Origin of the sequence: Variovorax sp. N23 (assembly GCF_025486315.1) — a bacterium.
In the GTDB taxonomy this organism is placed as follows: domain Bacteria; phylum Pseudomonadota; class Gammaproteobacteria; order Burkholderiales; family Burkholderiaceae_C; genus Variovorax.
On the sequence record NZ_JAOOPY010000011.1, the window covers coordinates 76,916 to 101,860 of the forward strand.

Annotated in this window: 20 protein-coding genes; 12 read left to right on the forward strand and 8 right to left on the reverse strand. The window is 70.7% G+C overall.

The annotated features are described in order from the left end of the window. Positions 1–87: 87 nt before the first annotated feature. The 4 genes from N8A90_RS17030 (at position 88) to recD (ending at position 10,494) form a co-directional block, all read left to right on the forward strand. A complete protein-coding gene (locus tag N8A90_RS17030) occupies positions 88–1,260 on the forward strand; it encodes a lipocalin family protein (RefSeq protein WP_262076161.1) in 1,173 nt (390 codons plus the stop codon). Between the two features lie 95 nt (positions 1,261–1,355). Then, entirely contained in the window at positions 1,356–4,835 is a 3,480-nt protein-coding gene (recC, locus tag N8A90_RS17035; RefSeq protein WP_262076162.1) for an exodeoxyribonuclease V subunit gamma, read from the forward strand. Then, positions 4,832–8,548 (forward strand): exodeoxyribonuclease V subunit beta, encoded by a 3,717-nt coding sequence (recB, locus tag N8A90_RS17040; protein ID WP_262076163.1) that lies wholly within the window; start codon positions 4,832–4,834, stop codon positions 8,546–8,548. Before recC ends, recB begins: the two co-directional genes overlap by 4 nt. Beyond that, positions 8,545–10,494 (forward strand): exodeoxyribonuclease V subunit alpha, encoded by a 1,950-nt coding sequence (recD, locus tag N8A90_RS17045; protein ID WP_262076164.1) that lies wholly within the window; start codon positions 8,545–8,547, stop codon positions 10,492–10,494. Before recB ends, recD begins: the two co-directional genes overlap by 4 nt. Here the strand turns inward: recD and N8A90_RS17050 are convergent. Both N8A90_RS17050 and N8A90_RS17055 read right to left on the reverse strand, forming a co-directional pair. Next, on the reverse strand, positions 10,491–11,522 hold the full coding sequence (locus N8A90_RS17050) for an ATP-binding protein (RefSeq protein WP_262076165.1): 1,032 nt from the start codon (positions 11,520–11,522) through the stop codon (positions 10,491–10,493). The genes recD and N8A90_RS17050 overlap by 4 nt on opposite strands. Beyond that, a complete protein-coding gene (locus N8A90_RS17055) occupies positions 11,519–12,271 on the reverse strand; it encodes a response regulator (protein ID WP_262076166.1) in 753 nt (250 codons plus the stop codon). The genes N8A90_RS17050 and N8A90_RS17055 overlap by 4 nt, the downstream gene beginning before the upstream one ends. 216 nt (positions 12,272–12,487) lie before the next feature. On the opposite strand from N8A90_RS17055, the gene N8A90_RS17060 reads away from it, so the two are divergent. Beyond that, entirely contained in the window at positions 12,488–13,390 is a 903-nt protein-coding gene (locus N8A90_RS17060; protein WP_262076167.1) for an EF-hand domain-containing protein, read from the forward strand. A gap of 22 nt (positions 13,391–13,412) precedes the next feature. On the opposite strand, the gene N8A90_RS17065 is transcribed toward N8A90_RS17060, so the two are convergent. From N8A90_RS17065 to N8A90_RS17085, 5 genes are read right to left on the reverse strand one after another with little or no spacing between them, the layout of a single operon-like run. Beyond that, the gene (locus N8A90_RS17065) at positions 13,413–13,919 is read right to left on the reverse strand and encodes a murein hydrolase activator EnvC family protein (protein ID WP_262076168.1); all 507 of its coding nucleotides are present in this window, start codon (positions 13,917–13,919) and stop codon (positions 13,413–13,415) included. A 40-nt stretch (positions 13,920–13,959) separates the two neighbouring features. Further along, positions 13,960–15,762, reverse strand: coding sequence for an ABC transporter ATP-binding protein (locus N8A90_RS17070; protein WP_262076169.1), 1,803 nt, complete (start codon positions 15,760–15,762; stop codon positions 13,960–13,962). Positions 15,763–15,781: 19 nt separating this feature from the next. Further along, positions 15,782–16,252: a CreA family protein gene (locus N8A90_RS17075; protein WP_262076170.1), complete on the reverse strand. Its 471-nt coding sequence runs from the start codon at positions 16,250–16,252 to the stop codon at positions 15,782–15,784. Positions 16,253–16,260: 8 nt separating this feature from the next. Further along, positions 16,261–16,815, reverse strand: coding sequence for an NUDIX hydrolase (locus tag N8A90_RS17080; protein WP_262076171.1), 555 nt, complete (start codon positions 16,813–16,815; stop codon positions 16,261–16,263). 3 nt (positions 16,816–16,818) lie between these two features. Then, positions 16,819–17,520 carry a fumarylacetoacetate hydrolase family protein gene (locus tag N8A90_RS17085; protein ID WP_262076172.1) on the reverse strand — a complete coding sequence of 234 codons (702 nt, stop codon included), beginning with the start codon at positions 17,518–17,520 and terminating at the stop codon, positions 16,819–16,821. Positions 17,521–17,616: 96 nt separating this feature from the next. Here N8A90_RS17085 and maiA point away from each other — a divergent pair, with 96 nt between their 5' ends. Further along, positions 17,617–18,267, forward strand: coding sequence for a maleylacetoacetate isomerase (maiA, locus tag N8A90_RS17090; protein WP_262076257.1), 651 nt, complete (start codon positions 17,617–17,619; stop codon positions 18,265–18,267). A 120-nt stretch (positions 18,268–18,387) separates the two neighbouring features. Beyond that, positions 18,388–19,134 (forward strand): peptidoglycan editing factor PgeF, encoded by a 747-nt coding sequence (gene pgeF, locus N8A90_RS17095; protein ID WP_262076173.1) that lies wholly within the window; start codon positions 18,388–18,390, stop codon positions 19,132–19,134. On the opposite strand, the gene N8A90_RS17100 is transcribed toward pgeF, so the two are convergent. Beyond that, positions 19,066–19,359 carry a hypothetical protein gene (locus N8A90_RS17100; RefSeq protein WP_262076174.1) on the reverse strand — a complete coding sequence of 98 codons (294 nt, stop codon included), beginning with the start codon at positions 19,357–19,359 and terminating at the stop codon, positions 19,066–19,068. The genes pgeF and N8A90_RS17100 overlap by 69 nt on opposite strands. 73 nt (positions 19,360–19,432) lie before the next feature. On the opposite strand from N8A90_RS17100, the gene phaC reads away from it, so the two are divergent. The 5 genes from phaC (at position 19,433) to N8A90_RS17125 (ending at position 24,944) form a co-directional block, all read left to right on the forward strand. Then, on the forward strand, positions 19,433–21,130 hold the full coding sequence (gene phaC, locus N8A90_RS17105; RefSeq protein WP_262076175.1) for a class I poly(R)-hydroxyalkanoic acid synthase: 1,698 nt from the start codon (positions 19,433–19,435) through the stop codon (positions 21,128–21,130). A gap of 27 nt (positions 21,131–21,157) precedes the next feature. Next, on the forward strand, positions 21,158–22,336 hold the full coding sequence (locus N8A90_RS17110) for an acetyl-CoA C-acetyltransferase (protein ID WP_262076176.1): 1,179 nt from the start codon (positions 21,158–21,160) through the stop codon (positions 22,334–22,336). Further along, positions 22,333–22,791, forward strand: a complete 459-nt coding sequence (locus N8A90_RS17115; protein ID WP_262076177.1) for a putative toxin-antitoxin system toxin component, PIN family — start codon at positions 22,333–22,335, stop codon at positions 22,789–22,791. The genes N8A90_RS17110 and N8A90_RS17115 overlap by 4 nt, the downstream gene beginning before the upstream one ends. Positions 22,792–22,870: 79 nt before the next feature. Continuing rightward, entirely contained in the window at positions 22,871–23,944 is a 1,074-nt protein-coding gene (locus N8A90_RS17120) for an NAD/NADP-dependent octopine/nopaline dehydrogenase family protein (RefSeq protein ID WP_262076178.1), read from the forward strand. After that, a complete protein-coding gene (locus N8A90_RS17125) occupies positions 23,931–24,944 on the forward strand; it encodes a 3-hydroxybutyryl-CoA dehydrogenase (RefSeq protein ID WP_262076180.1) in 1,014 nt (337 codons plus the stop codon). The genes N8A90_RS17120 and N8A90_RS17125 overlap by 14 nt, the downstream gene beginning before the upstream one ends. Position 24,945: the final 1 nt, after the last annotated feature.

Below are 24,945 nucleotides of genomic sequence, written 5' to 3' on the forward strand. Positions count from 1 at the left end.
GAGCGGGAAAGGGAAGCGGCCGTACTTGGCGCAGACATGGACGAATGCTAGGCTCGGCGCCCATTGCATGTCCGCGAGGCCTCGCCGATGCCCGATGAGTTTTCCCCCCGCTCCGGCCGGGCGTATTCGCGCTCCTACCGGGAAGAGCAGCAGCGCCGCCGCGCCGCCCGTCGTTACCTGCTGCTGGGCGCCGGCGTGGCCGTCGTCGCCGCCGTGGCGCTGTTCATGGCGTGGATGCCCGATGCGCTGCCCGGGCGTCCGGCGGTCGTCGCGGCCGTCGAAGACGGCGGGCCGACCGAGCGCACCGCCGCGCTCCCACCGCTGAACCTGCCGGCCGACGACGCCGCACACGGTTCGGGCATGGAATGGTGGTACTACAACGGCATCCTTAGCGCGGCGAACGGCGAGCGCTATGCCTTTCACGTCGCGGTCTTCGTCGCCACCGGCCTGGTCAAGCACACGGCCATGCACGCCGCGCTGACCGACCTGCAGACCGGCCGGCGCTACGCCAGCCAGACCCGCACCGGCGGCGTGCCGGCGCAGACTGTGACCAACGGCTTCGACTTCTCGCAGGGGCGCTGGCGCGTCGCGGCGGCCGGGCCGTCGCACACGCTGCGCACCGCGTCCGACGACATGGCGATCTCGCTCGATCTGAAGGACGCGGGGCCGGTGGTCGCGCACCGCGCCGCCGGCTCGAAGACGCCCGGCCTGCTCGACTTCGGCAAGGCCGGCATCAGCTACTACTACTCGCGCCCCCGCGTTGCCGCCAAGGGCGACATCACGGTGGGTGGCAAGACCGTGCCGGTGAGCGGCCAGGTCTGGTTCGACCACCAGTGGGGCGACTTCGACGCGTCCACGCTGGGCTGGAACTGGTTCGCGCTGCATCTGGCCAGCGGCGCCGACGTGATGGTCTACCAGCTCTTCGACGCCGAGGGTCGCCCGGTCATGACCGCCGGCACGGTGTCCGACGACAAGGGCGCCACGCCGCTGAAGGGCGGGGACATCGAGATCACGCCCGGTGCGCGCTGGACCAGCCCGGCCACGCAGATTCCCTACGTCGTCGAGTGGCGCCTGCGTCTGCCCTCGGGCGTCTACGACGTGAAGCCCTTCTACCCCGACGGCGAATTCGATTCGCGCCAGACCACGGCCAACGTCTACTGGGAAGGGCCGGTGCGCGTGAGCGGCAGCGCCGACGGGCAGGGCTTCCTGGAGATGAGCGGCTACGACCGACTGGCGAACCTCGCCGCCAGCCGGCGCTGAGCGGCATCGCGCGGCGCCCGCTCGGTCGGGCGTACCCGCGCTGCGGCGAGAATGGTCCGCCGCATCTCGCTTCCCTTTCACACGCCGCGCAGCGCATGACTCCCGTTCCCCTCCAGCCCGGTCTTCTGGTCCTGCACGGCAACCGCGCCGAACTGCTGGGCGATGCGCTGTTCGAATGGATCGGCCGCCATCCGCTGCAGCCGCTGGAGGAAGAGATCTTCCTCGTCCAGAGCAATGGCGTGGCCGAGTGGCTGAAGATGACGCTGGCGGCCACGCGCGGCGTGTGCGCGGCCACGCGGGTCGAGCTGCCGGCGCGCTTCCTGTGGCGCAGCTACCGCCAGGTGCTGGGCCGCGACGCGGTGCCGGCGCGCTCCGCGCTCGACCGGCAGGCGCTCACCTGGCGCCTGATGCACCTGCTGCCCGAGCTTGCGCCGCGCCCCGGCTTCGCGCCGCTGGCCGGCTTTCTGCACGACGACGACCTGGGCCGGCGCCTGCAGCTGGCGAAGCGGCTGGCCGACCTGTACGACCAGTACCAGGTCTACCGCAGCGACTGGCTCGCCGCGTGGGAGGCCGGCCGCGACGGGCTGCCGGGCGGCTCGGGGGCCGGCGACCTGCCGCTGCCCGAGGACCAGCGCTGGCAGGCAGCGCTGTGGCGCGAGGTGCTGGCCGGGCTCGACGCCAACGCGCGCAGCGCCGCCCGCACGCAGCTGCACCAGCGCTTCCTCGCGACGCTGGCCGCCGATGCGCCGTTGGCCGCACCGGTCGCGCGGCGCGTGATCCTCTTCGGCATGACCCACGTGCCGATGCAGACGCTGCAGGCGCTGGCCGCGCTGGCGGCCCACACCCAGGTGCTGATGGCCATCCCCAACCCCAGCCGCTACCACTGGGCCGACATCATCGAAGGGCGCGAGCTGCTGCGCATGGAGCGCCGCCGCCACCCCTTGCGCGGCGCGCGCGACCTGGCGTCGGTGCCGCTGGAAGAGATGCACGCGCACGGCCATCCGCTGCTCGCGGCCTGGGGCCGGCAGGGCCGCGACTTCGTGCGGCAGCTCGATGCCTTCGACGACGCGGCGGCCGCGCAGCAACGCTTCGGCGACAGCCAGATCGACCTGTTCGACGACGCGCCAGCCGTCACGCTGCTGCAGCAGGTGCAGGCGAACATCCGCGACCTGGTGCCGCTGCACGAGCACCCGCACACGCCGGTCGATGCGGGCGACCGCTCGGTCGTCTTCCACGTTGCGCACAGCGCGCAGCGCGAGGTCGAGATCCTGCACGACCAGTTGCTTGCATTGCTCGCTGCGCCGCCCGGTGGCGCGCCGCTGCAGCCGCGCGACATCGTGGTTATGGTGCCGGACATCGCCGCCTTCGCGCCGGCCATCCGCTCGGTCTTCGGCCAGTACCCGCGCAGCGACAAGCGCTTCATTCCCTTCGACATCGCCGACCTGAACGAGCGCGGCCACAACCCGCTGCTGGTCGCGCTCGAATGGCTGCTGCGCCTGCCGCAACAGCGCTGTGGCCTCACCGAAATTCGCGACCTGCTCGACGTGCCGGCCGTGGCCGCGCGCTTCGGCATCGCGGCCGACGAGCTGCCGCTGCTGGCGCGCTGGATGGAAGGCGCAGGCGCGCGCTGGGGCCTGAACCTGGCGCACCGCTCGGCCCTTGGGCTCGATGCCTGCGGCGAGCAGAACACCTGGCGCTTCGGCCTGCAGCGCATGCTGCTGGGCTACGCCAACGGCGAGGCCGACGAGGGCGCTTTCGACGGCATCGAGCCCTATGCCGAAGTCGGCGGGCTGGAGGCATCGGTCGCCGGCGCGCTGGCCGATCTGCTGGACGCGCTCACCGCCTGGTGGGCGCTGACCGCCAGCGACGCCACGCCGGCTGCCTGGGCCGAGCGCGCGCGCGCCTTGCTCGCCGCCTTCATGGCGCCGACCGACGAGCGCGAGCGCCTGGCGCTGGCCGCTGCGCAGGAGGCGCTGGCGGCCTGGCTCGAGGCCTGCGACAGCGCCGGCTTCGACGAGCCGGTGCCGCTGGCCGTGCTGCGCGAAGCCTGGCTCGAAGGCATCGACGAGCCGGGGCTGAGCCGCCGCTTCCGTGCCGGCGGCGTCACCTTCTGCACGCTGCTGCCGATGCGCGCCGTGCCCTTCGAGGTCGTCTGCCTGCTGGGCATGAACGACGGCGACTACCCGCGCAGCAGCCCGCGCAGCGACTTCGACCTGATGGGCCTGCCCGGCCAGCGCCGGCCCGGCGACCGCTCGCGGCGCGACGACGACCGGCAGCTGATGCTCGAGGCGCTGCTGTCGGCGCGCCGCGTGCTCTACGTCAGCTGGACCGGCCGCAGCGTGCGCGACAACAGCGAGCAGCCGCCATCGGTGCTGGTGTCGCAGCTGCGCGATTACCTCGCGGCCGGCTGGCACGAGGACGTGGTCGAGGTGCGCACCACCGAGCATCCGCTGCAGCCCTTCAGCCGGCGTTACTTCGAGGTCACGCAAGCCGCTGATGAAACCGAGGCGCCGCTCTTCACCCACGCCCGCGAATGGCGCGGCGCGCATGAAGCGGCTGCCGAGCCGGACGCGCGCGATGCCGTGTGGCCCGATGGCGCGCCCGCCGCCATCGACACCGCGGTGCCGATCACGCTGTCCGCGCTTACCAGCTTCCTCAAGAACCCGGTCAAGGACTTCTTCCGCCGCCAGCTCGCCGTCGTCTTCGGCGAAGGCGAGGAGGTGATGGAGGACCACGAGACCTTCGCGCTCGACGGCCTCACGCACTACGGCCTGCTCGACGAATCGCTGGACGCGCTCGACGACGCCGGCGCGCCGGATGCCGCTGCGCCGCTCGATCGCCGCATCGATGCCCAGCTCGCGCGCATCCGCCGCAGCGGCCGGCTGCCCATGGCCGCGCTGGGCGAGCGCGCCGAGCGCGAGCTGGCCAGTGCGTTGCGGCCGATGCTCGCGCGCTGGCGCACGCTGCACCGCGACTATCCGGTCGCAGGCGTGAAGGAGCCGCTGCGCTTCGAGCACGAAGGCCTGCTGCTGGATGACTGGCTCGACGGGCTGCGCCTGGCCTCGATGGAATCCGGCGCGCCGGTGTGGCTGTCGCTGCAGGCCAGCCGCCTGGCCACCGACAAGGGCGCGCCGCGCGTCGACAAGCTGATCGGCGCGTGGATCCAGGCGCTGGTCGGCAGCGCCTGCGGCGTGCCGGTGCAGGGCGTGCTCGTCGGGCGCGACGCGACGCTCACCGTGCAGGCCATGCCGGCCGACCGCGCGATGGCGACCCTGCGCGATTTGCTCGACGCCTGGCGCGAAGGCATGGGCCAACCGCTGCCGGTAGCGCCCCTGACGGCCCTCGCGTTCCTCGACGGCGGCAAGCCCGAGCCCGCCTACGAAGGTGGCTTGTTCCTCGACGGCGAGGGCCGCGAAGCCTGCTTGGCGCGCGTGTTCCCCGACTTCGAGACGCTGGCGGCCGATGGCCGCTTCGAGGAGTTCGCCGAGATCCTCTACGGACCCTTGCGCGATTGGGCAGCCACGCACGTGGCGGTCGAGCTGCATATGGCGGCGACGGAGGAGTCGGCCGTATGAGCCAACACCTCGATCCGCTGACCTTGCCGCTGTGGGGCAGCCGCCTCATCGAGGCCAGCGCCGGCACCGGCAAGACCTGGACCATCGCCGCGCTCTACCTGCGGCTGGTGCTGGGGCATGGCGATGCCGACGCAGACGGCACATCGACCGGCTATCTGCGCCCGCTGGTGCCGTCCGAGATCCTCGTGATGACCTTCACCCGCGCCGCCACACGCGAGCTGTCGAACCGTATTCGCGAGCGACTGCTTCAGGCCGCGCGCTGCTTTCGTGGCGAGCCTTCGGACGACGGACCTGATGCTTTGCTGCTCAGTCTCATGGATGCATATCCCGAAGGTGCGCCACGCCAGTCGGCTGCTTGGCGGCTCGCGATGGCCGCCGAGAGCATGGACGACGCGGCCGTCCACACCATCGACGCCTGGTGCCAGCGCATGCTGCGCGAGCACGCCTTCGACAGCGGCTGCCTGTTCGACGAGGAGCTCACCGCCAACGAGCGCGCGATGCTCGACGAGGCCGCGCAGGACTACTGGCGCCAGCAGCTCTATCCGCTGTCGGGCGAGCTGCTCGACGCGGCACTGTCGGTCTGGCCCGGCGTCGAGGTACTCGCCAAGGACGCGCGCGCGCTCGTCGGCCAGACGCTGCCGGCCGATGCCGGGCAGGGCGCGTTGGGCGCGCTGATCGACGAGACGCTGGCCGCGCGCCACACGCAGCTCGCATCGCTCAAGCTCGGCTGGGCGCAGCGTGCGCAGGCGATGCAAGGCTGGATCGACGCGCAGATGGCCCGCAAGCCGTGTCCCTTCGACGGCCGCCGCATGGCGCCGCGGAACTACACCGGCTGGCTGAACGCGCTGGCCGCCTGGGCCGACGACCCGCGCGCCGACCTGCCCGACCTCAAGACCGGCCGCACCCGTTTCACGCCCGAAGGCATGCAGGGCGCGCTCAAGGCCGGCGGCAGCATCGACCTGCCCGAAGACTTCGCCGCCTTCGAGCAGCTGATGGCTGCCCTCGACGCGCTGCCCCCCATCGATTCGGCGCTGCGCCTGCACGCCGCCGCGCAGATCGCCCAACGGCTGGCCGAGCTCAAGCGCCAGTCGGGCAGCTTCGGCTTCGCCGACATGCTGCAGCGGCTCGACGATGCGCTCGACCCCGCGCGCAACGGCGAGGCCGCACTGCGGCTGCGCACGCGCATGCTGGCGCAGTACCCGGTCGCGCTGATCGATGAATTCCAGGACACCTCACCGGTGCAGTCGCGCATCTTCGACCGGCTCTACCGCATCGCGGCGAACGAGCCGTCGAGCGGCCTGCTGCTCATCGGCGACCCGAAGCAGTCGATCTACGGCTTCCGCGGCGCGGACATCCACAGCTACCTGCAGGCCCGTCGCGCCACCGAGGGCCGGCACTACATGCTCGGCACCAACCACCGCTCGACCGCGTCGGTGGTGGCGGCCGTGAACCATCTGCTGGCGCACCCCGAGCAGCGTGTGGGCGAGGGCGCCTTCATGTACCGCGGCGGCACGGACGACAACCCCTTGCCCTTTGCGCCGGTCGAGGCGCGCGGGCGGAAGGAAGCCTTCGTCAGCGCGGCCGGTGCCGAGCCGGGGGTGACGCTGGCGCTCGACGCCACGCTGCTCAATGCCGAGACCAGCCGGCGCCATTTCGCGGCGCGCTGCGCCGAGCGCATCGTCGTGCTGCTGAACGATCCGAAGGCCGGTTTCGCGGAGGCTGGTGGCGCATTCGTGCGACTGCGCCCGGCCGACATCGCCGTGCTGGTGCGCACCGGCAAGGAGGCCGCCGCCGTGCAGCGCGAACTGCGCCGCCGGCGCGTCGCCTCGGTCTACCTCTCGGACAAGGACTCGGTCTTCGCCAGCCCCGAGGCACAGGACCTGCTGCACTGGCTGCGCGCCGTCGCCGAACCGCTCGACGTGCGGCTGGCGCGCGCGGCCTTCGCGACGCGTACCGTCGGCCTGTCGATCGACGAGCTGCGCGTGCTTGCGCGCGACGACGAAGCCTTCGACCTGCGCAGCGAGCAGCTGCGCCAGTTGCACGGCATCTGGCAGCAGCAGGGCGTGCTGACCATGCTGCGCCGCACGCTGCACGGGCTGCAGCTGCCGACCCGCTGGCTGGGCGGTGCGGCCGACGGCGAACGGCGGCTCACCAACTTCCTGCATCTGGCCGAGCTGTTGCAGGCGGCCAGCGGCCAGCTCGACGGCGAGCAGGCGCTGGTGCGCTGGCTGGCCGACCAGGTGCGCGGCGATGCGGCCGGCGGCGACGAGCAGATCGTGCGGCTCGAAAGCGACGCCGACCTGGTGAAGGTGGTGACGGTGCACAAGTCCAAGGGCCTGGAGTACCCGCTGGTCTTCCTGCCCTTCGCCAGCGGCTTCCGCGGCGTGAAGAAGGCCGGCACCTCGCACCTGAACCTGGCCGACGACGAAGGCGAACGCACGCTGTACCTGCACCTGAGCGACGCGCACATCGCCGAAGCCGACAAGGAACGCCAGCGCGAAGACCTGCGCCTGCTGTACGTCGCGCTCACGCGGGCGCGGCATGCCGTGTGGGTCGGCCTGGCGGCCCTGAAGGAAGGCAACGCCAACGCGCCGACGCTGCACCGCAGTGCCATCGGCTACGTGCTCGGCGGCACCGAGGAGATGCTGCCCGAGCAACTGATGGCGCGCATCCAGGACGTGGTGCAGCCCTGTACCGACATCGCGCTGGTGCCGGCCGAGGACATGGTCGGCCTCGGCACCACGCCCCTGCAGCCGCGCGGTGAACCCATTGCACTGCGTGAGGTGGTGCCGTACGAGGCGGACTTCGACCGGCGCTGGTCCATCGGCAGCTTCTCGGCGCTGGTGCGCACGCTGTCGGCCGTATCGGCCATGCCGGGCGTGCTGGCGTCGAGCGTGGCCGCGGTGCGCAACGACGAACCCAGCGATGTGGCCGAGGGTGACACGGCCGCGAGCCCGTCGCGCGCAACGGTCGCGACCATCGACGCACCGTGGCACCGCTTCCCGCGCGGCGCCTTCGCCGGCAACTTCCTGCACGATCAGCTCGAATGGCTGGCGACCGAAGGCTTCGATCTCGCGGTCTCGCCCGAACGCCAGCAGCAGCTGCTGCGCCGCTGCGAGCGGCAGGGCTGGGCCGAGCGCGCGCCCGACGTGCTGGCCTGGCTGCTGCGCGTGCTGCAGTCGCCGCTGCCGCCGGTCGGCGCGGCGCTCGACGCGCTCGCCGTCACCGTGCCCGAAATGGAGTTCTGGCTGCCGGCGCAGACCTTGGCCGCCGCGCAGATCGACGCGCTGTGCCGCCAGCACCTGCTCGGTGGCCGCGAGCGCCCGACGCTGCCGGAGCGCGAGCTGCACGGCATGTTGATGGGCTTCGCCGACATCGTGTTCGAGCACGGCGGGCGCTACTGGGTGCTCGACCACAAGTCGAACCACCTCGGCGGCAACGACGCCGACTACAACCATGACGCGCTCGAAGGCGCGATGGCCGCGCACCGCTACGACGTGCAGTCCGCCATCTACCTGCTCGCCCTGCACCGCCTGCTGCGCAGCCGCCTGGGCGCCGCCTACGACCCCGCGGCGCAGCTCGGCGGTGCGGTCTTCCTGTTCCTGCGCGGCATCGACGGGCCGGACCGTGGGTGCTACCACGTGCCGCCGGTGCTGCCGCTGCTCGATGCGCTCGACCGCCTGCTGGGCGCCACCGCGGAGGTCGACGCATGACGGCCGCATCGCTGATGGCCACGCTGCGCGAATGGGCCGAGGCCGGCTGGCTGCGCCGACTCGACGCCGCCTTTGCCAGGTTCTTGCACGAGCTGGAGCCCGACGCGGCCCCCGAACTGCTGATGGCCGGCGCGCTGGTCGCGCACATGGAAGGCCGCGGCCACGCCTGCCTGCTGCTCGACGAGCTGCTGGGCGATGCCGATGCGCTGCTCGGCTGGCCGGCCGAGGCGCAGACCGCATTGCACGCCGCGATGGCGTTGCTGCACACGGACCCCGATGCATGGACCGAGGTCTTGCGCGCGAGTCCGCTGGTCGCCGCCGGTGACGCCACCAGCAGCGCGCCGCTGGTGGTGCACGAAGGTCGCCTGTACCTGCGCCGCTACTGGGACTACGAACGGCGCGTCGCGACGCAGGTGCTGGCGCGCGGCGCCACACCGTTGCCGGTCGACACGGCAGCGGTGCGCCGGCAGCTCGACCTGCTGTTCCCGGCCACGGCTGATGCGACATCCGCGCTGGACTGGCAGAAGGCCGCGTGCGGCCTCGCGCTGCGCGGCCGCTTCTCGATCATCACGGGCGGCCCGGGCACCGGCAAAACCTACACCGCCGCGCGCCTGCTCGCCTTGCTCTTCGCGATGGACGGCAGCCCCGAGCGCCTGCGCGTGATGCTGGCCGCGCCCACCGGCAAGGCGGCGGCGCGGCTCAAGCAGTCGATCGACGCGGCGCTCGATGCGTTGAATACACAGGTCGGCGACCGCCTGCCGCTCGACGAACTCGCCTCGCACATCCAGCCGGCCCGCACGCTGCATTCGCTGCTCGGCGCACGGCCCGACACGCGGCGCTTCCGCTTCGACGCGGCGCATCCGCTGGAGGTCGACGTGCTGATCGTCGACGAGGCCTCGATGATCCACCTGGAGATGATGGCCGCGCTGCTCGAGGCACTGCCGCCACAAGCCCGCGTGATCTTCCTGGGCGACAAGGACCAGCTCGCCTCGGTCGAGGCCGGTGCCGTGCTGGGCGACCTGTGCCGCGATGCGGAGGCCGGTCGCTACCGGCCCGAGACGCTCGCCTACCTCGAAGCCGTGACCGGCCAGCGCGTGCCCGAGGCCTATGCCGGCGACGGCCCCCCGCTGGCGCAGCAGACCGTCATGCTGCGCGAGAGCCGCCGTTTCGGCGGACCGATCGGGCAGCTCGCGACCGCTGTGAACCGGGGCGATGCGGCATCGGCCGTGGCGCTGCTGCATGCCGACCGCAGCGGGGCGCTGGCCTGGCTCGATGCGCCGTCGCCCGCCGACGCCGTCGCGCTCGCACTGCGGGGTCGCCCCGGTGCGCCGGGCGGCTTCGGTGGCTATCTGAAGGCGCTGCACGCGCGGCCGGCGCCCGGCGATGCGCAGGCCCATGCCGACTGGGTGCTGGCCGTGCTGACCGCCTTCGAGCGCTTCCGCCTGCTCTGCGCCGTGCGACAGGGCGAGTGGGGCGCGGAGGGCTTGAACGCCGCCATCGAACGCGCGATGGTGGCCGAGGGATCGCTCGTCAAGCGCGGCGCCTGGTACGAGGGCCGGCCGGTGATGGTCACGCGCAACGATGCGGCGGTGGGCGTCTTCAACGGCGACATCGGCATCACGCTGCCGCCGGTCACGCCCAACGCGCCGCTGCGGGCCTACTTCCTCGACGGCAACACCGCGCGCTCGGTCGGCGTGAGCCGACTGGCCTCGGTCGAGACGGCCTTCGCGATGACGGTGCACAAGTCGCAGGGCAGCGAGTTCGAGCACACCGTGCTGGTGCTGCCGCGCGATGCCGGCCGCGTGCTGACGCGCGAACTGGTCTACACCGGCATCACGCGCGCACGCAGCGCTTTCACGCTGGTCACGCCGCGCGCGCCGGCCTTCGGCGAGGCGCTGGCGCAGCGCACGCGGCGCGCCAGCGGGTTGCTGTCGCTGCTGCGCTAGCTCGGAGTCGCGCGGCGGCGCGGCAGCGTCAGCGTCGCGATGAGGCCGATCGGCTCGCCGTTGCGCAGGCGCAGCGTTCCCTGGTGGTGCCGCGCGATGTCATACGCGATCGCCAGGCCCAGGCCGACGCCGCCGTGGTGGCGGTTGCGCGAGGCCTCGAGCCGATGGAAGGGTTCGAGCACCCGTGCGAGTTCCGCCTCCGGAATGCCGGGGCCTTCGTCGTGCACCTCGATGCAGAGGTGGTCGGCGTGGTCGATCAGGTGGATGTGGGCCGAGCCGCCGTAGCGCAGGGCGTTCTCGACCAGGTTGTCGATGCAGCGGCGCAGCGACGAAGTCTGTGCGCGGAACGGCCGGATCGGGCCCATCGTCAGGCCCACGTCCTGTCCGCAGGCTTGCCGGTCGTCGGCCAGGCTGCCCAGCAGCGAAGCGACGTCGAGCAGCACGAAGGGCTCGGGTTCGGCCGAGCCGCGCAGGTAGTCCAGCGTGGCCGTGATCATGTCGTTCATCTCGACGATGTCGCGGCCGAACGCGCGGCGCGCGACCGGGTCCTCGAGGCCTTCGGCGCGCAGGGCCAGGCGCGTCAACGGCGTGCGCAGGTCATGCGACACGGCAGCGACGAAGCGGTCGCGCTCGCCGAGCTGCCGGCAGATCTGCGCCTGCATCTGGTTGAAGACGCGGGTGGCGGCGCGGCATTCCTCGGTGCCTTGCTCGGTCATGGGCGGCCGGTGGATGTCGAGCCCGATGTCGCGCGCGGCGGCGGCGAGCTGCCGGATGGGCTGCGACAGCCAGCGCGCGCCGATCCAGGCGGCCAGCATCAGTGCGCCGAGCCGCACGCCGATGTCGAGCAGCAGGCCGGGGTGCATGCCCGGCGGCGGCCCTGGATGCGCATGGCCCGGCGGTGGCCCGGGCCGCAGCTCGAACATCAGCGTCAGCGCCAGCGCATGGCTGGCCAGCACGGCGACGAACAGCAGCAGCGCGAGTCGGCCGAACAGGGTGGTCGGCACGAGGCGGGCCCAGGCGCACGTCATCCGTGCTGCCAGGCTGGCTGGCCCTGCACCGATCGCACGTTGAACAGGTAGCCGGCGCCGCGCACCGTCTTGATCATCTTCGGCTCGCGCGGGTCGTCGGCCAGCTTCTGGCGCAGCCGCGACACCAGCAGGTCGATGCTGCGGTCGAAGGACTCCATCGCGCGTCCGCGCGCCTGTTCCATCAGCTGGTCGCGGCTGAAGAGACGGCGCGGCATCTGCAGGAAGGTGAAGAGCAGCCGGAACTCGGCGTTGGACAGGGCCACCATCAGGCCGGCCGGCGAGACCAGGCAGCGGTCGTCGCGGTGCAGCTCCCAGCCGTCGAAGCGGACCACGTTGCTGTGGAGCGGCGCGCTGGCCGTTTGGGCGGCATTCGAGCGGCGCAGCACGGTCTGGATGCGGGCCACCAGCTCGCGCGGCTCGAAGGGCTTGCCCATGTAGTCGTCGGCGCCCGATTCCAGCCCGAGCACGCGGTCGTAGGGGTGGGAGCGCGCCGTCAGCATGATGATCGGCATCGCCGTGGCGCGGCGCACCTCGCGCGCCAGCTGCAGGCCGTCGGTGCCCGGCAGCATCAGGTCGAGCACCAGCAGGTCGATGGCATGGTCGGCCAGTTGCCGGCGCATGGCCATGTCGTTGCCCGCCACGTGGACCTGGAAGCCGAAGCGGGCCAGGTAGTCGCGCAGCAGTTCGGTGATGCCTTCGTCGTCGTCGACGATCAGGATCTGCGGTACGGAGGGGCTGGTGGGACGCATGGGTCTGGACAGTCTAGGCGGCGCCCGCGCAGGGCCAAAGCCCGAGCAGGCGGGGGAATCACCGTCTGTTCGGGCGCTGAATCCGCCTTTCGTATCAGCCTTGGTACACAACCGACAAACGCAGCTTACGCACGCTCTCAAGAATGGCCGGTGCCGCTGCTCGTCGTCGATGGGCGTGGCTTTTCACTCAACCATGAACCATGAGGGGTAACGACCATGAGCGCCATCAGCGGGGTCAGTAGCGCCAGCAGCAGCTGGTTCGATATGCGAAGTCAGATGCAGGCGAAGATGCCCGCCAAGGCCGACACGGACAAGAGCGGCGGTGTCGACAAGGCCGAGCTCCAGGGCGTGCTCGACGACATCGCCGAGAAGACCGGTGTCGCCGCGACCGGCGACACGGCCGAGCTGTTCGGCAAGATGGATGCCGACGGCAACGGCAGCCTCTCCAGCGACGAGCTGGCCGAGGGCATGAAGGACGTGATGCCCAAGCCCGGCGGCGACCAGGGCGAGGACCTGTTCGCGAAGGCCGACGCCGACGGCGACAGCCTGGTCAGCAAGGTCGAGATGCAGATCCTCCTGGCCAAGATGACGGGCGAGGGTGCGGAAGGCGCGTCGTCCACCGAGGACACGGCCGCCAGCGACGAACTGTTCGCCAAGCTCGACAGCGATGGCGACGGCAGCCTGAGCCAGACCGAGTTCGATGCAGGGCGCCCCGACGCGGGCGGCCAGGCGGCGCAGGCACCGGGTGGTGCACCGCCTGCCGGCGGCCCGGGCGGCGGTGGTGGTGGTGGCGTCGCGGGTGTCACGACCTACGACCCGCTCGACACCAATGAAGACGGCGAGGTGTCATTGGCCGAACGGATGGCGGGCAACGTGTCGACCGATGCGGTCCAGGCGCTGCTCGAAGCCGTCGACACGGACGGCGATTCCGAGGTCAGCAGCGAGGAGTCGGAGGCCTTCGTCCAGGCCTTGAGCGCGCAGGTCGATGCCGCGGACGTGTCGACGCAGGGCACCCTGGGCGGCAACAAGCTGGTCGAACTGGTGCAGCGCGCCTATGCGCAGATGGCCAGCGAGTCGGCATCGCAGACCCGGGGCAGCACGCTCGACACCGCCGCCTGATTCGGTGCGGCGCGCCTGTGCCTCACCGAAGCTTGCCGCTGAGGTAAGGCTCGGGGTCGACCGCGTTGCCGTCCTTGCGGATCTCGAAGTGCAGCTTCACGCGGTCGGCTTCGCTCTTGCCCATCTCGGCGATCTTCTGGCCCTGGCGGACGATGTCGTTCTCCTTCACCAGCAGTGCCTGGTTGTGCGCATAGGCGGTGATGAAGGTCTCGTTGTGCTTCACGATGAGCATGTTGCCGTAGCCGCGCAACTGGCCGCCGGCATAGACCACGCGGCCGTCGGCCGCCGCCAGCACCGGGTCGCCCGCGCTGCCGGCGATGTCGATGCCCTTGTTGGACTTGCCGTTGAAGCGCGCCAGCGTCGTGCCGCTGGCCGGCCGGATGAACTGCGGCTTGGCCTGCGCCGCGGCGCCGGGCTTGCCGCCGCCCGGGGTCGGGCCGGTCGTGCCGCAGGCCGCCAGGACGGCGGTGGCGACGGCCAGGAGGGCGATGCGAAAGCGCGAGGGGAGGGTGGGTGTCGGTCGTGCCATGCGTGGTTGGGGAGGGGTTCGACGGGCGAGGTTCCCGTCTTCATTGTGGCTGGACCATGCGCTGCAGCAGCGGCTGGCGTGCCAGCACGGCGTTGCGCGGGCCGATGTCGAGCACGCGGCCGGCTTCCATCAGCAGCACGGTGTCGAAGCGGTCGAGCAGGCTCAGCCGGTGGATGGACGCGATTACGCAGGCTTCGGGAAAGGCGGCGGCAATGCGTTCGAGCACCCGCGCCTCGGTGCCGGCATCGAGCGCGCTGGTGGGTTCGTCGAGCAGCAGCAGCGAGCTGCCCTCGGCCGCCAGCACGCCGCGTGCGAGGCACAGCCGCTGGCGTTGGCCGCCCGACAGGTTGAAGCCGCGCTCGGACAGCGGCGAATCGAGGTTGCCGTTGTTGGCTTTCAGCACCTCGTCGAAGGCGCTGGCGTACAGCGCGGCCTCGATGCGCGCGTCGCTGCAGGGCCGGCCGAAGCTCAGGTTCTCGCGCACGCTGGCCTCGAAGACCTCGGTCTCCTGCGGGATCAGCGTGGCGATCTGCCGCAGGCGGCCCCATTCGAAGGTCTGCCCATCGAAGTTCAAGGTGCCGGCTTGCGGCGCATAGAGCCCGGCCAAGAGCCGCAGCAGCGTGCTCTTGCCGCCGCCGCTCGGGCCGACGAGCGCGATGCGCTGGCCGCGGCGCAGCGCGAGCGTCACGTCGTTCAGGCCACTTCGCACCGTTTCACCCTCGGCCGGTTCGCCCTGGCGCTCGTAGCGCCAGCGCAGGCCCGTCACCTGCAGCTCCGACCAGGTGGTCGTCGCATCGATGTGCTCGTGCGCGGGCACTTCTTCGGGCGGCGTGGTGAGCGCGGGGCCGGTGGGCGCGGCCCAGATCGGCGCCGCGCTGCCGTAGTCGGTGTGCATCCGCGCGAAGAACTGGAAGTTGGCGGCCATCGACGACACCACGCCCGCGGCCTGCTGCGCGTATTGGTAGATCATGAAGACCGAGCCCAGCAGCACCACCTGCCCCGGCGTGCGCGACTGCCAGACGTAGATCACGACCAGCCCCCAGGTCAGCAGCAGGCCGAGCATGTCGACCACGAACCACTTGCCTTCGTTGAGCACCACGGTGCGCTTGAGCGGCACCGAGATGGCCGCCATGCGCGCCCGCAGCAGCAGGCGGGAGGCGCCTTGCAGCCGCAGGCCGATCACGGTGGACGCATTGCCGATGAAGTCGAGCAGCGCCGCGACGTAGCGGCGGTCGGCGTCGTTCTCGGCGCGCGCGAGCCGCATGAGCGCCTGGTCGATGCGCAGGATGATCAGGCCAATGAACACGTAGCCCACCAGCGCGGTCGCGCCGCTGGCGCGCGACAGCAGCGTGAGCGCCACCAGCGGCCCCACGATGCTCACCACGTTGGTCAGCCAGATGAATTGGTTCTGCGCGAAGTCCGACAGGGCGCGGCTGGCCTGGTGAACGCGGTGCTGCAGCTCGCCCGAATGGTGGCCGTCGTGCCACGCCAGCGGCGCGGCGGCGAGCCGCGTGTAGAGCTGGTCGGCCAGCGATTCGCGCACCCGCACGCCGACGTTGCGCTCCAGGATGCGCCCCGGGCCGTGCAGCATCCACGACAGCAGGTAGACGCCGGTCAGCGTGGCGATCCAGCCGCCGGCGCCGCGCAGGTTGCCGCGCTGCAATTCGTTGATCGCCTGGCCGGCGAGGTAGGGCAGCGTGAGCTTGACCAGCTGCGAGGCCGTGAGCAGCGCGGTCGCGCCCAGCAGCTGTCCGCGTGCGCCTTCGGCGAAGCGCCAGAGCGCTGCGTAGAGTTCGCGGACGGCATTCCCCGGGACTTGGGGTGCTGCGGGTGCTGCGTTCATCCGTGCCGGATCGTGTCCGTCACTTGACGGGGATGAGCGTGGCGCGGTCGACCGGCACGGCCGTCACGCTGTTCTGCGGGGAACCTTCGATCAGCCGGTCGGAGTAGGTCAGGTAGATGAGCGTGTTGCGCTTGGCGTCGACCATGCGCACCACGCGCAGGCGCTTGAACATGATCGACTGGCGTTCGCTGAAGATCTCGTCGCGCTTCTTGAGCGGCTCGGTGAAGCTCAGCGGGCCGACCTGGCGGCAGGCGATCGAGGCTTCGGCCTTGTCCTCGGCCAGGCCCAGCGCACCCGACACGCCACCGGTCTTGGCGCGCGAGACATAGCAGGTCACGCCGTTGACCTTCGGGTCGTCGTAGGCCTCGACCACGATCTTGTGGTCGGGGCCGATCAGCTTGAAGACGGTATCGACTTCGCCCACCTGTTCGGCCGCGGCCGCGCAGGCGGCCAGCGCGCCGAGAAGGAGAAGGGCGAGGCGTTGCTTCATGCGGGCTTTCAGACGATGTCGAGCGTGTGGACGCGGTCGAAGCTGCCGCGCTGGCGGTCCTCGAAGTAGAAGCGCAGGGTTTCGCGCACCGTGCGGAAGGCGATCTCGTCCCAGGGAATCTCTTCCTCCGTGAAGAGCTTTGCCTCGATGGTTTCGTGGCCGGGGTCGAACACGTCGTCGAGCAGGCGGGCGCGGTAGAACAGGTGGACCTGGCCCACGCGGATCACACTCATCACCGAGAACAGGCCTTCCATCTCGAAATGGGCGCCGGCCTCTTCGTCGGTCTCGCGCGCCGCGCCCTGCGACGTGCTCTCGTTGAGCTCCATGAAGCCGGCCGGCAGCGTCCACTTGCCCCAGCGCGGTTCGATGTTGCGCTTGCACAGCAGCACCCTGTCCCCCAGCACGGGGATGGTGCCCACCACGTTCGTCGGGTTCTCGTAGTGGATCGTGTGGCAGGCCGGGCACACCGCCCGCTCGCGCGTGTCGCCGTCGTCCGGCACGCGGTAGACCACCGCGGTGCCGCAGTTCTTGCAGTGCTTGATGGGCAGGTGGACGACCGACATCGACTAGACGATCTTGACGGTCAGCGTCGGCAGGCCGGCGATGGTGCCGACCAGCGTGTCGCCGGCCACCACGGCGCCGACGCCCTCGGGCGTGCCGGTCATGATCAGGTCGCCGGGCTGCAGCTCCCAGGCGGCCGACAGGTGCTCGATGGTTTCGCCGATGTTCCAGATCAGCTTGCTGACCGTGCTGCGCTGGCGGTCTTGGCCGTTCACCTGCAGGGCGATCTCGGCATTCGGTGCATCGCCGGCGGCGGCCACGGGCACGATCGGGCCGATGGGGGCGCTCTGCTCGAAGCTCTTGCCGATGTCCCAGGGGCGGCCCTGCTTCTTCATCTCGTTCTGCAGGTCGCGGCGGGTCATGTCCAGGCCCACGGCGTAGCCAAAGATGTGCTTGTGCGCATCGGCCGCTTTGATGTTCTTGCCGCCGGTGCCGATGGCCACCACGAGTTCGATCTCGTGGTGCAGGTTCTTGGTGAGCGTGGGGTACGCCATGGTGCCGGTCTGGCCGGCATCGACCACCACCACCGCGTCGGCCGGCTTCATGAAGAAGAAGGGCGGCTCGCGGCCGGTGAAGCCCATTTCCTTCGCGTGATCTTCGTAGTTGCGGCCCACGCAGTAGATGCGGTGCACCGGGAAGCGGGCGGGTTGGCCGACGACGGGGAGGCTGACCACGGCCGGCGCAGGGAAAACGTACTCGGAAGCCATTGTTGGTTGGTCCTGGATGAATGCGGGAGAACGTCAGTTTGCCAGAGGTGGCGGGCGCGGGTGCGGGGCCGTGCTGCGGCTATGCTTGCAGCCATGATGAAGCTGCACAACTACTTCCGCTCGTCCGCCTCCTTCCGCGTGCGCATCGCGCTCGACATCAAGGGGCTGGCCTACGACTACGTGCCGGTGCACATCGCCCGCGGCGAGCACCACCAGCCGCCGTTCTCGGACATCGCCGCCGAGCAGCTGGTGCCGCTGCTCGAGGAAGACGAGTCGTCCGGCGGCGAGCGCATCTCGCAGTCGATGGCCATCATCGAGTACCTCGACGAGACCAACCCCGAGCCGCCGCTGCTGCCGCACGACCCGGTGGGCCGGGCGCGCGTGCGGGCGCTGTCGCAGATCATCGCGTGCGAGATCCATCCCATCAACAACCTGCGCGTGCTGAAGTACCTGGTGAAGGAACTCAAGCTCGACGAGACCGCCAAGAACACCTGGTACCGCCACTGGGTGCGCGAGGGCCTGGAGGCCTTCGAGCGCCAGCTGGCCGCGCAGCCCGCCGGCATCTACTGCTACGGCAACACGCTGACCATGGCCGACTGCTGCCTGGTGCCGCAAATCTTCAACGCCCAGCGCTTCGACTGCGACCTGAGCGGCCTGCCGCGCACCATGGCGGCCTACGAGGCGGCCATGCAGACCGACGCGGTGCAGCGCGCGCAACCGGCCCGCTGCCCCGACGCTGAAACATGACTCTCCCCCGAAGCGCCTTCGGCGCCTCCCCCGTCAGGGGGCGATACCAGCGGCCCGGCAGAGCCGGTTCCGCGGTATCCCTGGCAACAGGCCAAGCCAGCAGCATGCCGGCGGCTGTCGATGGTTGATGCCGTCGACTGGCTCATGCCGGACTGGCCGGTGCCTGCGGGCATCCGGGCCGTGTGCACCACGCGGGCGGGCGGCGTGTCGCAAGGCGCGTTCGGCGGACTCAACCTGGGCGGACATGTCGGCGACGACCCGGCGTGCATCGCTGCCAATCGCGCGCAGTTGCAGGCGGCGGTCGGCGTGCGGCCGGTGTTCCTGCGGCAGGTGCATGGCACCGACGTGCTGCCGATCGATGCGAGCACGCCCGATGGCGCCGTGGCCGATGCCTGCACGACGATCGACGCGGGCATCGCCTGCACGATCATGGTCGCCGACTGCCTGCCGGTGCTCTTCACCGACCGCGAAGGCCGGCGCGTCGCCGCCGCCCATGCCGGTTGGCGCGGGCTGGCGGCCGGCGTGCTGGAGCGCACCGCGGCCGCCTTCGGCGACACGCGGCCGATGGCCTGGCTCGGCCCCTGCATCGGCCCCCATGCCTTCGAGGTGGGCGACGAGGTCCGGGCGGCGTTCGTGGCGCAGGCGGCCGGCGCCGCGGCCTGCTTCCGGCCCGGCCCGGCGCCGGGCAAGTGGTGGGCCGACCTGCCGGGGCTGGCGCGTCAGCGGCTGCGCGCGGCGGGCCTCGAGGCGGTGTACGGCAACGACGGCAGCGATGCCTGGTGCACCGTGCGCAATCCGTTACGCTTTTTCTCGCACCGGCGCGACGGCGTCAGCGGCCGTTTCGCCGCTGCCGTCTGGCGCGACTGAAGCCGCACTGGCGCGGCGCGCTTCTTCCTGCGCCGCGGCCTCGCGCTCCTTGAGCACACGCCGGCGCGCCGGCGTGTTCAACAGGTAAACCACCAATGCGAGCGGCAGCACGCCGTAGAGTAGAAAGGTGAAGATCGCACCCAGCACCGTGCCGTTCGTGTTCGTGGCTTCGGCCACGGCCATCATCAGGGTGACGTAGAGCCAGGCGATGATGACGATGTACATGTTCGGTTTGCGGGGGGCGGTGAATGCAGCATACTCAAAGCAGAACCGACCCGGCGAGGAATCAGGAGACTTCATGAAGCAACAGGCCCCATCCGCAGACGCCTTCGCACCGTTCCAGCAGGCGTTGACGCAGGGTTGGCAGAAGGCGATCGATTCCTTCCCCTCGATGGGCGTCGCGGGCAGCGCGCCCGAGATGCCGCGGTTCTCGTTTGCGCCGGACAAGCTCAAGGCCATCCAGGAACAGTACGTCGCCGAGGCTGGCGAACTCTGGCGCCAGGGCTTCGCTGCCAAGCCGGCCGGCGACCGACGCTTTTCCAACGAAGCCTGGACCCACAACCCCCTGTCGGCCTTTGCCGCGGCGGTGTACCTCCTCAACGCACGCACCCTGCTCGGCATGGTCGAGGCGGTCGATGCCGATGCCAAGACGCGGGCGCGGCTGCGCTTCGCCATCGAGCAGTGGCTGGCGGCATCGTCGCCCAGCAACTCGCTCGCCTTCAATGCCGAGGCCCAGCGCAAGGCGCTGGAGACGCAGGGCGAGAGCATCGCCAAGGGCATCCAGAACCTCGTGCACGACGTGCGCCAGGGCCACCTGAGCATGACCGACGAGAGCGCCTTCGAGGTGGGCCGCAATGTCGCGACCACCGAAGGTGCGGTGGTGTTCGAGAACGAGCTGTTCCAGCTGCTCGAGTACAAGCCGCTGACCGCCAAGGTGTACGAGCGGCCCTTCCTGCTGGTGCCGCCGTGCATCAACAAGTTCTACATCCTCGACCTGCAGCCCGAGAATTCGCTGATCCGCTATGCAGTGGAGCAGGGCCACCGCGTGTTCGTGGTGAGCTGGCGCAACCCCGACGAGTCGATGCGCGAGTTCACCTGGGACCGCTACATCGAGGACGCGGCCATCAAGGCCATCCACGTGGTGCAGGAGATCGGTGGAAGCAAGCAGATCAACGCGCTGGGCTTCTGCGTGGGGGGCACCATCCTCGGCACCGCGCTGGCCGTGCTGGCGGCGCGCGGCGAGACGCCGGCTGCCTCGGTCACGCTGCTGACCACGCTGCTGGACTTCGCCGACACCGGCATCCTCGACATCTTCATCGACGAGGCCATGGTGCAACTGCGCGAGATGCAGATGGGGCAGGGCGGCCTGCTGCCGGGCATGGACCTGGCGTCGACCTTCAGCTTCCTGCGGCCGAACGACCTGGTGTGGAACTACGTGGTGGGCAACTACCTCAAGGGCGAGACGCCGCCGCCCTTCGACCTGCTCTACTGGAATTGCGACGCCACCAACCTGCCGGGCCCGTTCTACGCCTGGTACCTGCGCAACACCTACCTCGAGAACAAGCTGGCGGTGCCGAACGCGCTGACGGTGTGCGGCGAGAAGGTCGACCTCGGCCGTATCGACATCCCGGCCTACATCTACGGCTCGCGCGAAGACCACATCGTGCCGATCGGCGGTGCCTATGCATCGACCCAGCTGCTGGGCGGCAAGAAGCGCTTCGTGATGGGGGCGTCGGGCCACATCGCCGGCGTGATCAACCCGCCCGCGAAGAACAAGCGCAGCCACTGGATCCGCGCCGACGGCAAGCTGCCGGCCACGCACGCCGAGTGGCTGGCCGGCGCCACGGAGCACCCCGGCAGCTGGTGGACCGACTGGTCGCAGTGGCTCAAGCCGCTTGGCGGCAAGCAGATCGCCGCACCCAAGGCGTATGGCAAGGGTCGCGCCTATCCGGCGAGCGAGCCCGCGCCGGGCCGTTACGTCAAAGTCAAAGCCTGATTTTTTACATCCCGAACGGAGAACTCCATGGAAGACATCGTCATCGTTTCCGCCACGCGCACGGCCGTCGGCAAGTTCGGCGGCTCGCTCGCCGGCATTCCCGCCACCGAGCTCGGCGCCCTCGTGATCAAGGAAGCGCTGGCGCGCGCCAGGCTGTCGCCCGAGCAGATCGGCGAAGCCATCATGGGCCAGGTGCTGGCCGCGGGCGTGGGCCAGAACCCGGCCCGCCAGGCCTGGCTCAAGAGCGGCGGCGTGAAGGAAACACCCGCGCTCACCATCAACGCCGTGTGCGGCTCGGGCCTGAAGGCCGTGATGCTGGCCGCGCAGGCCATCGCCACCGGCGACAGCGAGATCGTGGTCGCCGGCGGCCAGGAAAGCATGAGCCTGGCGCCGCATGTGCTGCCCAATTCGCGCAACGGCCAGCGCATGGGCGACTGGAAGCTGGTCGACACCATGATCGTCGATGGCCTGTGGGACGTGTACAACCAGTACCACATGGGCATCACCGCCGAGAACGTGGCCAAGAAGTACGAGATCAGCCGCGACGCGCAGGACGAACTCGCGCTGGCCAGCCAGACGAAGGCCGCTGCCGCGCAGGACGCCGGCCGGTTCAAGGACGAGATCACCGCCGTCACCATCCCGCAGAAGAAGGGCGACCCGGTCGTCTTCGACCAGGACGAGTTCATCAACCGCAAGTCGAGCGCCGAAGGCCTGGCCGCGCTGCGCCCCGCCTTCGACAAGGCCGGTAGCGTGACGGCCGGCAATGCCTCGGGCCTGAACGACGGGGCGGCCGCCGTGGTCGTGATGTCGGCCAAGAAGGCCGCCGCACTCGGCCTCACGCCGCTGGGCCGCATCGCCAGCTACGCCACCGCCGGCCTCGACCCGGCCATCATGGGCATGGGGCCCGTGCCGGCGTCGACCAAGGCGCTGCAGCGCGCCGGCTGGAAGGCCGCGGACCTCGACCTGCTGGAAATCAACGAGGCCTTCGCGGCCCAGGCTTGCGCCGTAAACCGCGAGATGGGCTGGGACGTGAGCAAGGTCAACGTGAACGGCGGCGCCATCGCCATCGGCCACCCGATCGGCGCGTCGGGCTGCCGCATCCTGGTGACGCTGCTGCACGAGATGCAGCGCCGCGACGCCAAGAAGGGCATCGCCTCGCTGTGCATCGGCGGCGGCATGGGCGTGGCGCTGACCATCGAGCGTTGAGCGCGACACCCGGGGCGCCTGCGGCCCCCATCGTCATCGACACCAACATCGTCCTCGACCTGCTGGTGTTCGACGATCCGCGCTGGGCGCCGCTGCGCGCGGCGCTCGCGGCCGGCGAGCTGCGGTGGCTCGCGACCGCTGCGATGCGCGACGAACTGCTGCGCGTGCTCGGCTACCCGCTGATCGCGCGGCGCCTCGAGAAGGATGCGCGGCAGGCCCAGGCGGTGATGGCCGCCTTCGATGCGCAGGTGCACACCGTGGCGGACGTGCCGGCGCGCGCACGTTTCGTCTGCAAGGACCCGGACGACCAGATCTTCATCGACCTCGCCGTGGCGCAGGCCGCGCGCCTGCTGAGCAAGGACCAGGCGGTGCTGTCGATGCGCAAGCGGCTGGCGACGCTGGGGGTCGAGGTCACCCCGTTATTCCCGGCTGCCGCACAAACCGTTGACACATAAACATTTGAAAAGTAATGTACTGACGCCGGGCCATCGGTAGCGCCGATGTCCTCCTTTCCTCGTCAAGGAGTGCGTGTACATGAAGATTGCCGTCCTGGGCGGTGGCCATGGCTGTTATGCCGCGGCTGCCGATCTCTCCGAAGCCGGTCACGAGGTCCGGCTGTGGCGCCGTGATGCGGCGGCGCTGGCCGCGGTGCAGGCCGCAGGCTCGATTTGTCTGAAGGATGCCGAGGGCGCGCGCGACGTGCCGATCGCGCTGGCCACCGCCGACATCGGTGCGGCGCTGCGCGATGCCGAACTCGTCGTGGTGCCGTCGCCGGCCGTCGCCCAGGCCGACATCGCACATGCGATGGCGCCGCATCTCGTCGATGGCCAGGTGGTGTTCCTGCCGCCCGGCACCTTCGGCAGCGTCGTGATGGCCGGCCTGGTGCGCGAGGCCGGCAGCCGCGCCGACGTGGCCTGGGCCGAGACCGGCACCTTGCCCTACCTGGCGCGCAAGCATGGCGAGCGCGAGGTGAATCTCACCATTCGCGCGGTGCGGCTGCCCACCGGGGTCTACCCGGCGCGCCAGGCCGACGCCGCCATCGCGGTCATCCGCAAGGCCTACCCCAGCGTGCACGGCTGCGGCGATGCGCTGTCCGGCGCCCTGATGAATGCCGGCCCGATCATCCACCCGCCGCTGATGGTGATGAACGCGGCGCCGTTGCAGCATTTCGAGCGCTGGGACATCCACAACGAAGGCACGCAGCCGTCGGTGCGCGCCGTCACCGACCAGCTCGACCAGGAGCGCATCGCGGTGCGCGAGGCCTTCGGCTACGGCGGCCCGCACTATCCGCTGCGCGACCACTACGACAACGATCGCTGGATGTACGGCGATGCCCACAAGAAGCTGGTGAAGTCGGGCGACTGGCGCGAGCACATCGACCTGCACACCCACCGCTACATCACCGAGGACACGGTGCTGGGCCTGGCCTTCCTGGCCTCGGCGGCGCGCCATGCGGGTGTCGATGCGCCGATCGCGCACGGCCTGCTGGCCATCGTCGGCGGCTTCCTCGGGCGTGACCTGCGCCAGGGGCCGCGCAGCTTCGAGGCGCTCGGCCTGGCCGGGCTCGCACCGCAGGCGTTCCAGGCGCGGCTGCATGACGGCGCCTGAGCCCGCGGCGCGGCCGCCGCGCTTCGCTGCCGTGGGTGCCGGCCGCATGGGCCGCGGCATCGCGATCGCCTTCGCCTATGCCGGCTACCGCGTGGCACTGATCGACCTGCGCGAGCGCACCCCCGAGGCCTGGCGCGCGCTGCACGACGAGGCGCGTGCCGAGATCGCGGGCAGCCTGACCGGCCTGGCCCGGCTCGGCGTGGTCGACGCGGCACAGGTGGATGCGATCGCCGCACGGGTGGAACTGTTCGACGCGACCGGTGCCGCTGCAGCACTCGCCGGTGCGGAGCTGGTCTTCGAAGGCGTGCCGGAAACCCTGGCGGCCAAGCGCGAGGCCTTCGCGTGCATCAACGCACACTGCCGCGCCGATGCCATCCTCACCTCGACCACCAGCAGCATCCTGGTCACGCAGATCGCCGAATTCGTCGAACGGCCGGAGCGCTTCCTGAACATCCACTGGCTCAACCCGGCCTACCTGATCCCGGTCGTGGAACTGAGCCACCATGCCGGTACCGACCCGGCGGTGCTGGCGCGCGCGAAGGCGCTGATGGAATCGATCGGCAAGCTGCCGGTCGTCTGCGGCCCGACCCCCGGTTACATCGTGCCGCGGCTGCAGGCGCTGGTGATGAACGAGGCGGCCCGGATGATCGAGGAGGGCGCCGCCACGGCCGAGGAAATCGACAAGGCCACGCGCTTCGGCCTCGGCCTGCGCTTCGCGGCGCTCGGCGTGGTGGAGTTCATCGACTTCGGCGGCGCCGACATCCTGTACCACGCCAGCCGCGAGATGTCGGCATCGATCGATGCGCAGCGCTACCGCGCGCCGGCCATCCTCGGCCGGATGATGGACGAGGGCCGACTCGGCCTGAAGACCGGCAGCGGCTTCTACGACTACGCCGGGCGCGACGTCGGCGCCTACCGCAGCGACGTGCTGCTGCGCACCCTCGGCATGCTCCGGCACGCCGGGCTGTGGCAGCCGCCGGCCGAGCACACCCGGGACTGAC

Excerpts from the sequence above, each read along its gene's own strand:
- N8A90_RS17120 (WP_262076178.1), top strand. The coding sequence starts at position 22,871 with ATGAAGATTGCCGTCCTGGGCGGTGGCCATGGCTGTTATGCCGCGGCT.
- N8A90_RS17125 (WP_262076180.1), top strand. The coding sequence starts at position 23,931 with ATGACGGCGCCTGAGCCCGCGGCGCGGCCGCCGCGCTTCGCTGCCGTG.
- N8A90_RS17100 (WP_262076174.1), bottom strand. The coding sequence starts at position 19,359 with ATGTACATCGTCATCATCGCCTGGCTCTACGTCACCCTGATGATGGCC.
- recD (WP_262076164.1), top strand. The coding sequence starts at position 8,545 with ATGACGGCCGCATCGCTGATGGCCACGCTGCGCGAATGGGCCGAGGCC.
- N8A90_RS17110 (WP_262076176.1), top strand. The coding sequence starts at position 21,158 with ATGGAAGACATCGTCATCGTTTCCGCCACGCGCACGGCCGTCGGCAAG.
- N8A90_RS17070 (WP_262076169.1), bottom strand. The coding sequence starts at position 15,762 with ATGAACGCAGCACCCGCAGCACCCCAAGTCCCGGGGAATGCCGTCCGC.
- N8A90_RS17065 (WP_262076168.1), bottom strand. The coding sequence starts at position 13,919 with ATGGCACGACCGACACCCACCCTCCCCTCGCGCTTTCGCATCGCCCTC.
- N8A90_RS17060 (WP_262076167.1), top strand. The coding sequence starts at position 12,488 with ATGAGCGCCATCAGCGGGGTCAGTAGCGCCAGCAGCAGCTGGTTCGAT.
- maiA (WP_262076257.1), top strand. The coding sequence starts at position 17,617 with ATGAAGCTGCACAACTACTTCCGCTCGTCCGCCTCCTTCCGCGTGCGC.
- recC (WP_262076162.1), top strand. The coding sequence starts at position 1,356 with ATGACTCCCGTTCCCCTCCAGCCCGGTCTTCTGGTCCTGCACGGCAAC.
- N8A90_RS17055 (WP_262076166.1), bottom strand. The coding sequence starts at position 12,271 with ATGCGTCCCACCAGCCCCTCCGTACCGCAGATCCTGATCGTCGACGAC.
- recB (WP_262076163.1), top strand. The coding sequence starts at position 4,832 with ATGAGCCAACACCTCGATCCGCTGACCTTGCCGCTGTGGGGCAGCCGC.
- N8A90_RS17080 (WP_262076171.1), bottom strand. The coding sequence starts at position 16,815 with ATGTCGGTCGTCCACCTGCCCATCAAGCACTGCAAGAACTGCGGCACC.
- phaC (WP_262076175.1), top strand. The coding sequence starts at position 19,433 with ATGAAGCAACAGGCCCCATCCGCAGACGCCTTCGCACCGTTCCAGCAG.
- N8A90_RS17075 (WP_262076170.1), bottom strand. The coding sequence starts at position 16,252 with ATGAAGCAACGCCTCGCCCTTCTCCTTCTCGGCGCGCTGGCCGCCTGC.
- pgeF (WP_262076173.1), top strand. The coding sequence starts at position 18,388 with ATGGTTGATGCCGTCGACTGGCTCATGCCGGACTGGCCGGTGCCTGCG.
- N8A90_RS17030 (WP_262076161.1), top strand. The coding sequence starts at position 88 with ATGCCCGATGAGTTTTCCCCCCGCTCCGGCCGGGCGTATTCGCGCTCC.
- N8A90_RS17085 (WP_262076172.1), bottom strand. The coding sequence starts at position 17,520 with ATGGCTTCCGAGTACGTTTTCCCTGCGCCGGCCGTGGTCAGCCTCCCC.
- N8A90_RS17050 (WP_262076165.1), bottom strand. The coding sequence starts at position 11,522 with ATGACGTGCGCCTGGGCCCGCCTCGTGCCGACCACCCTGTTCGGCCGA.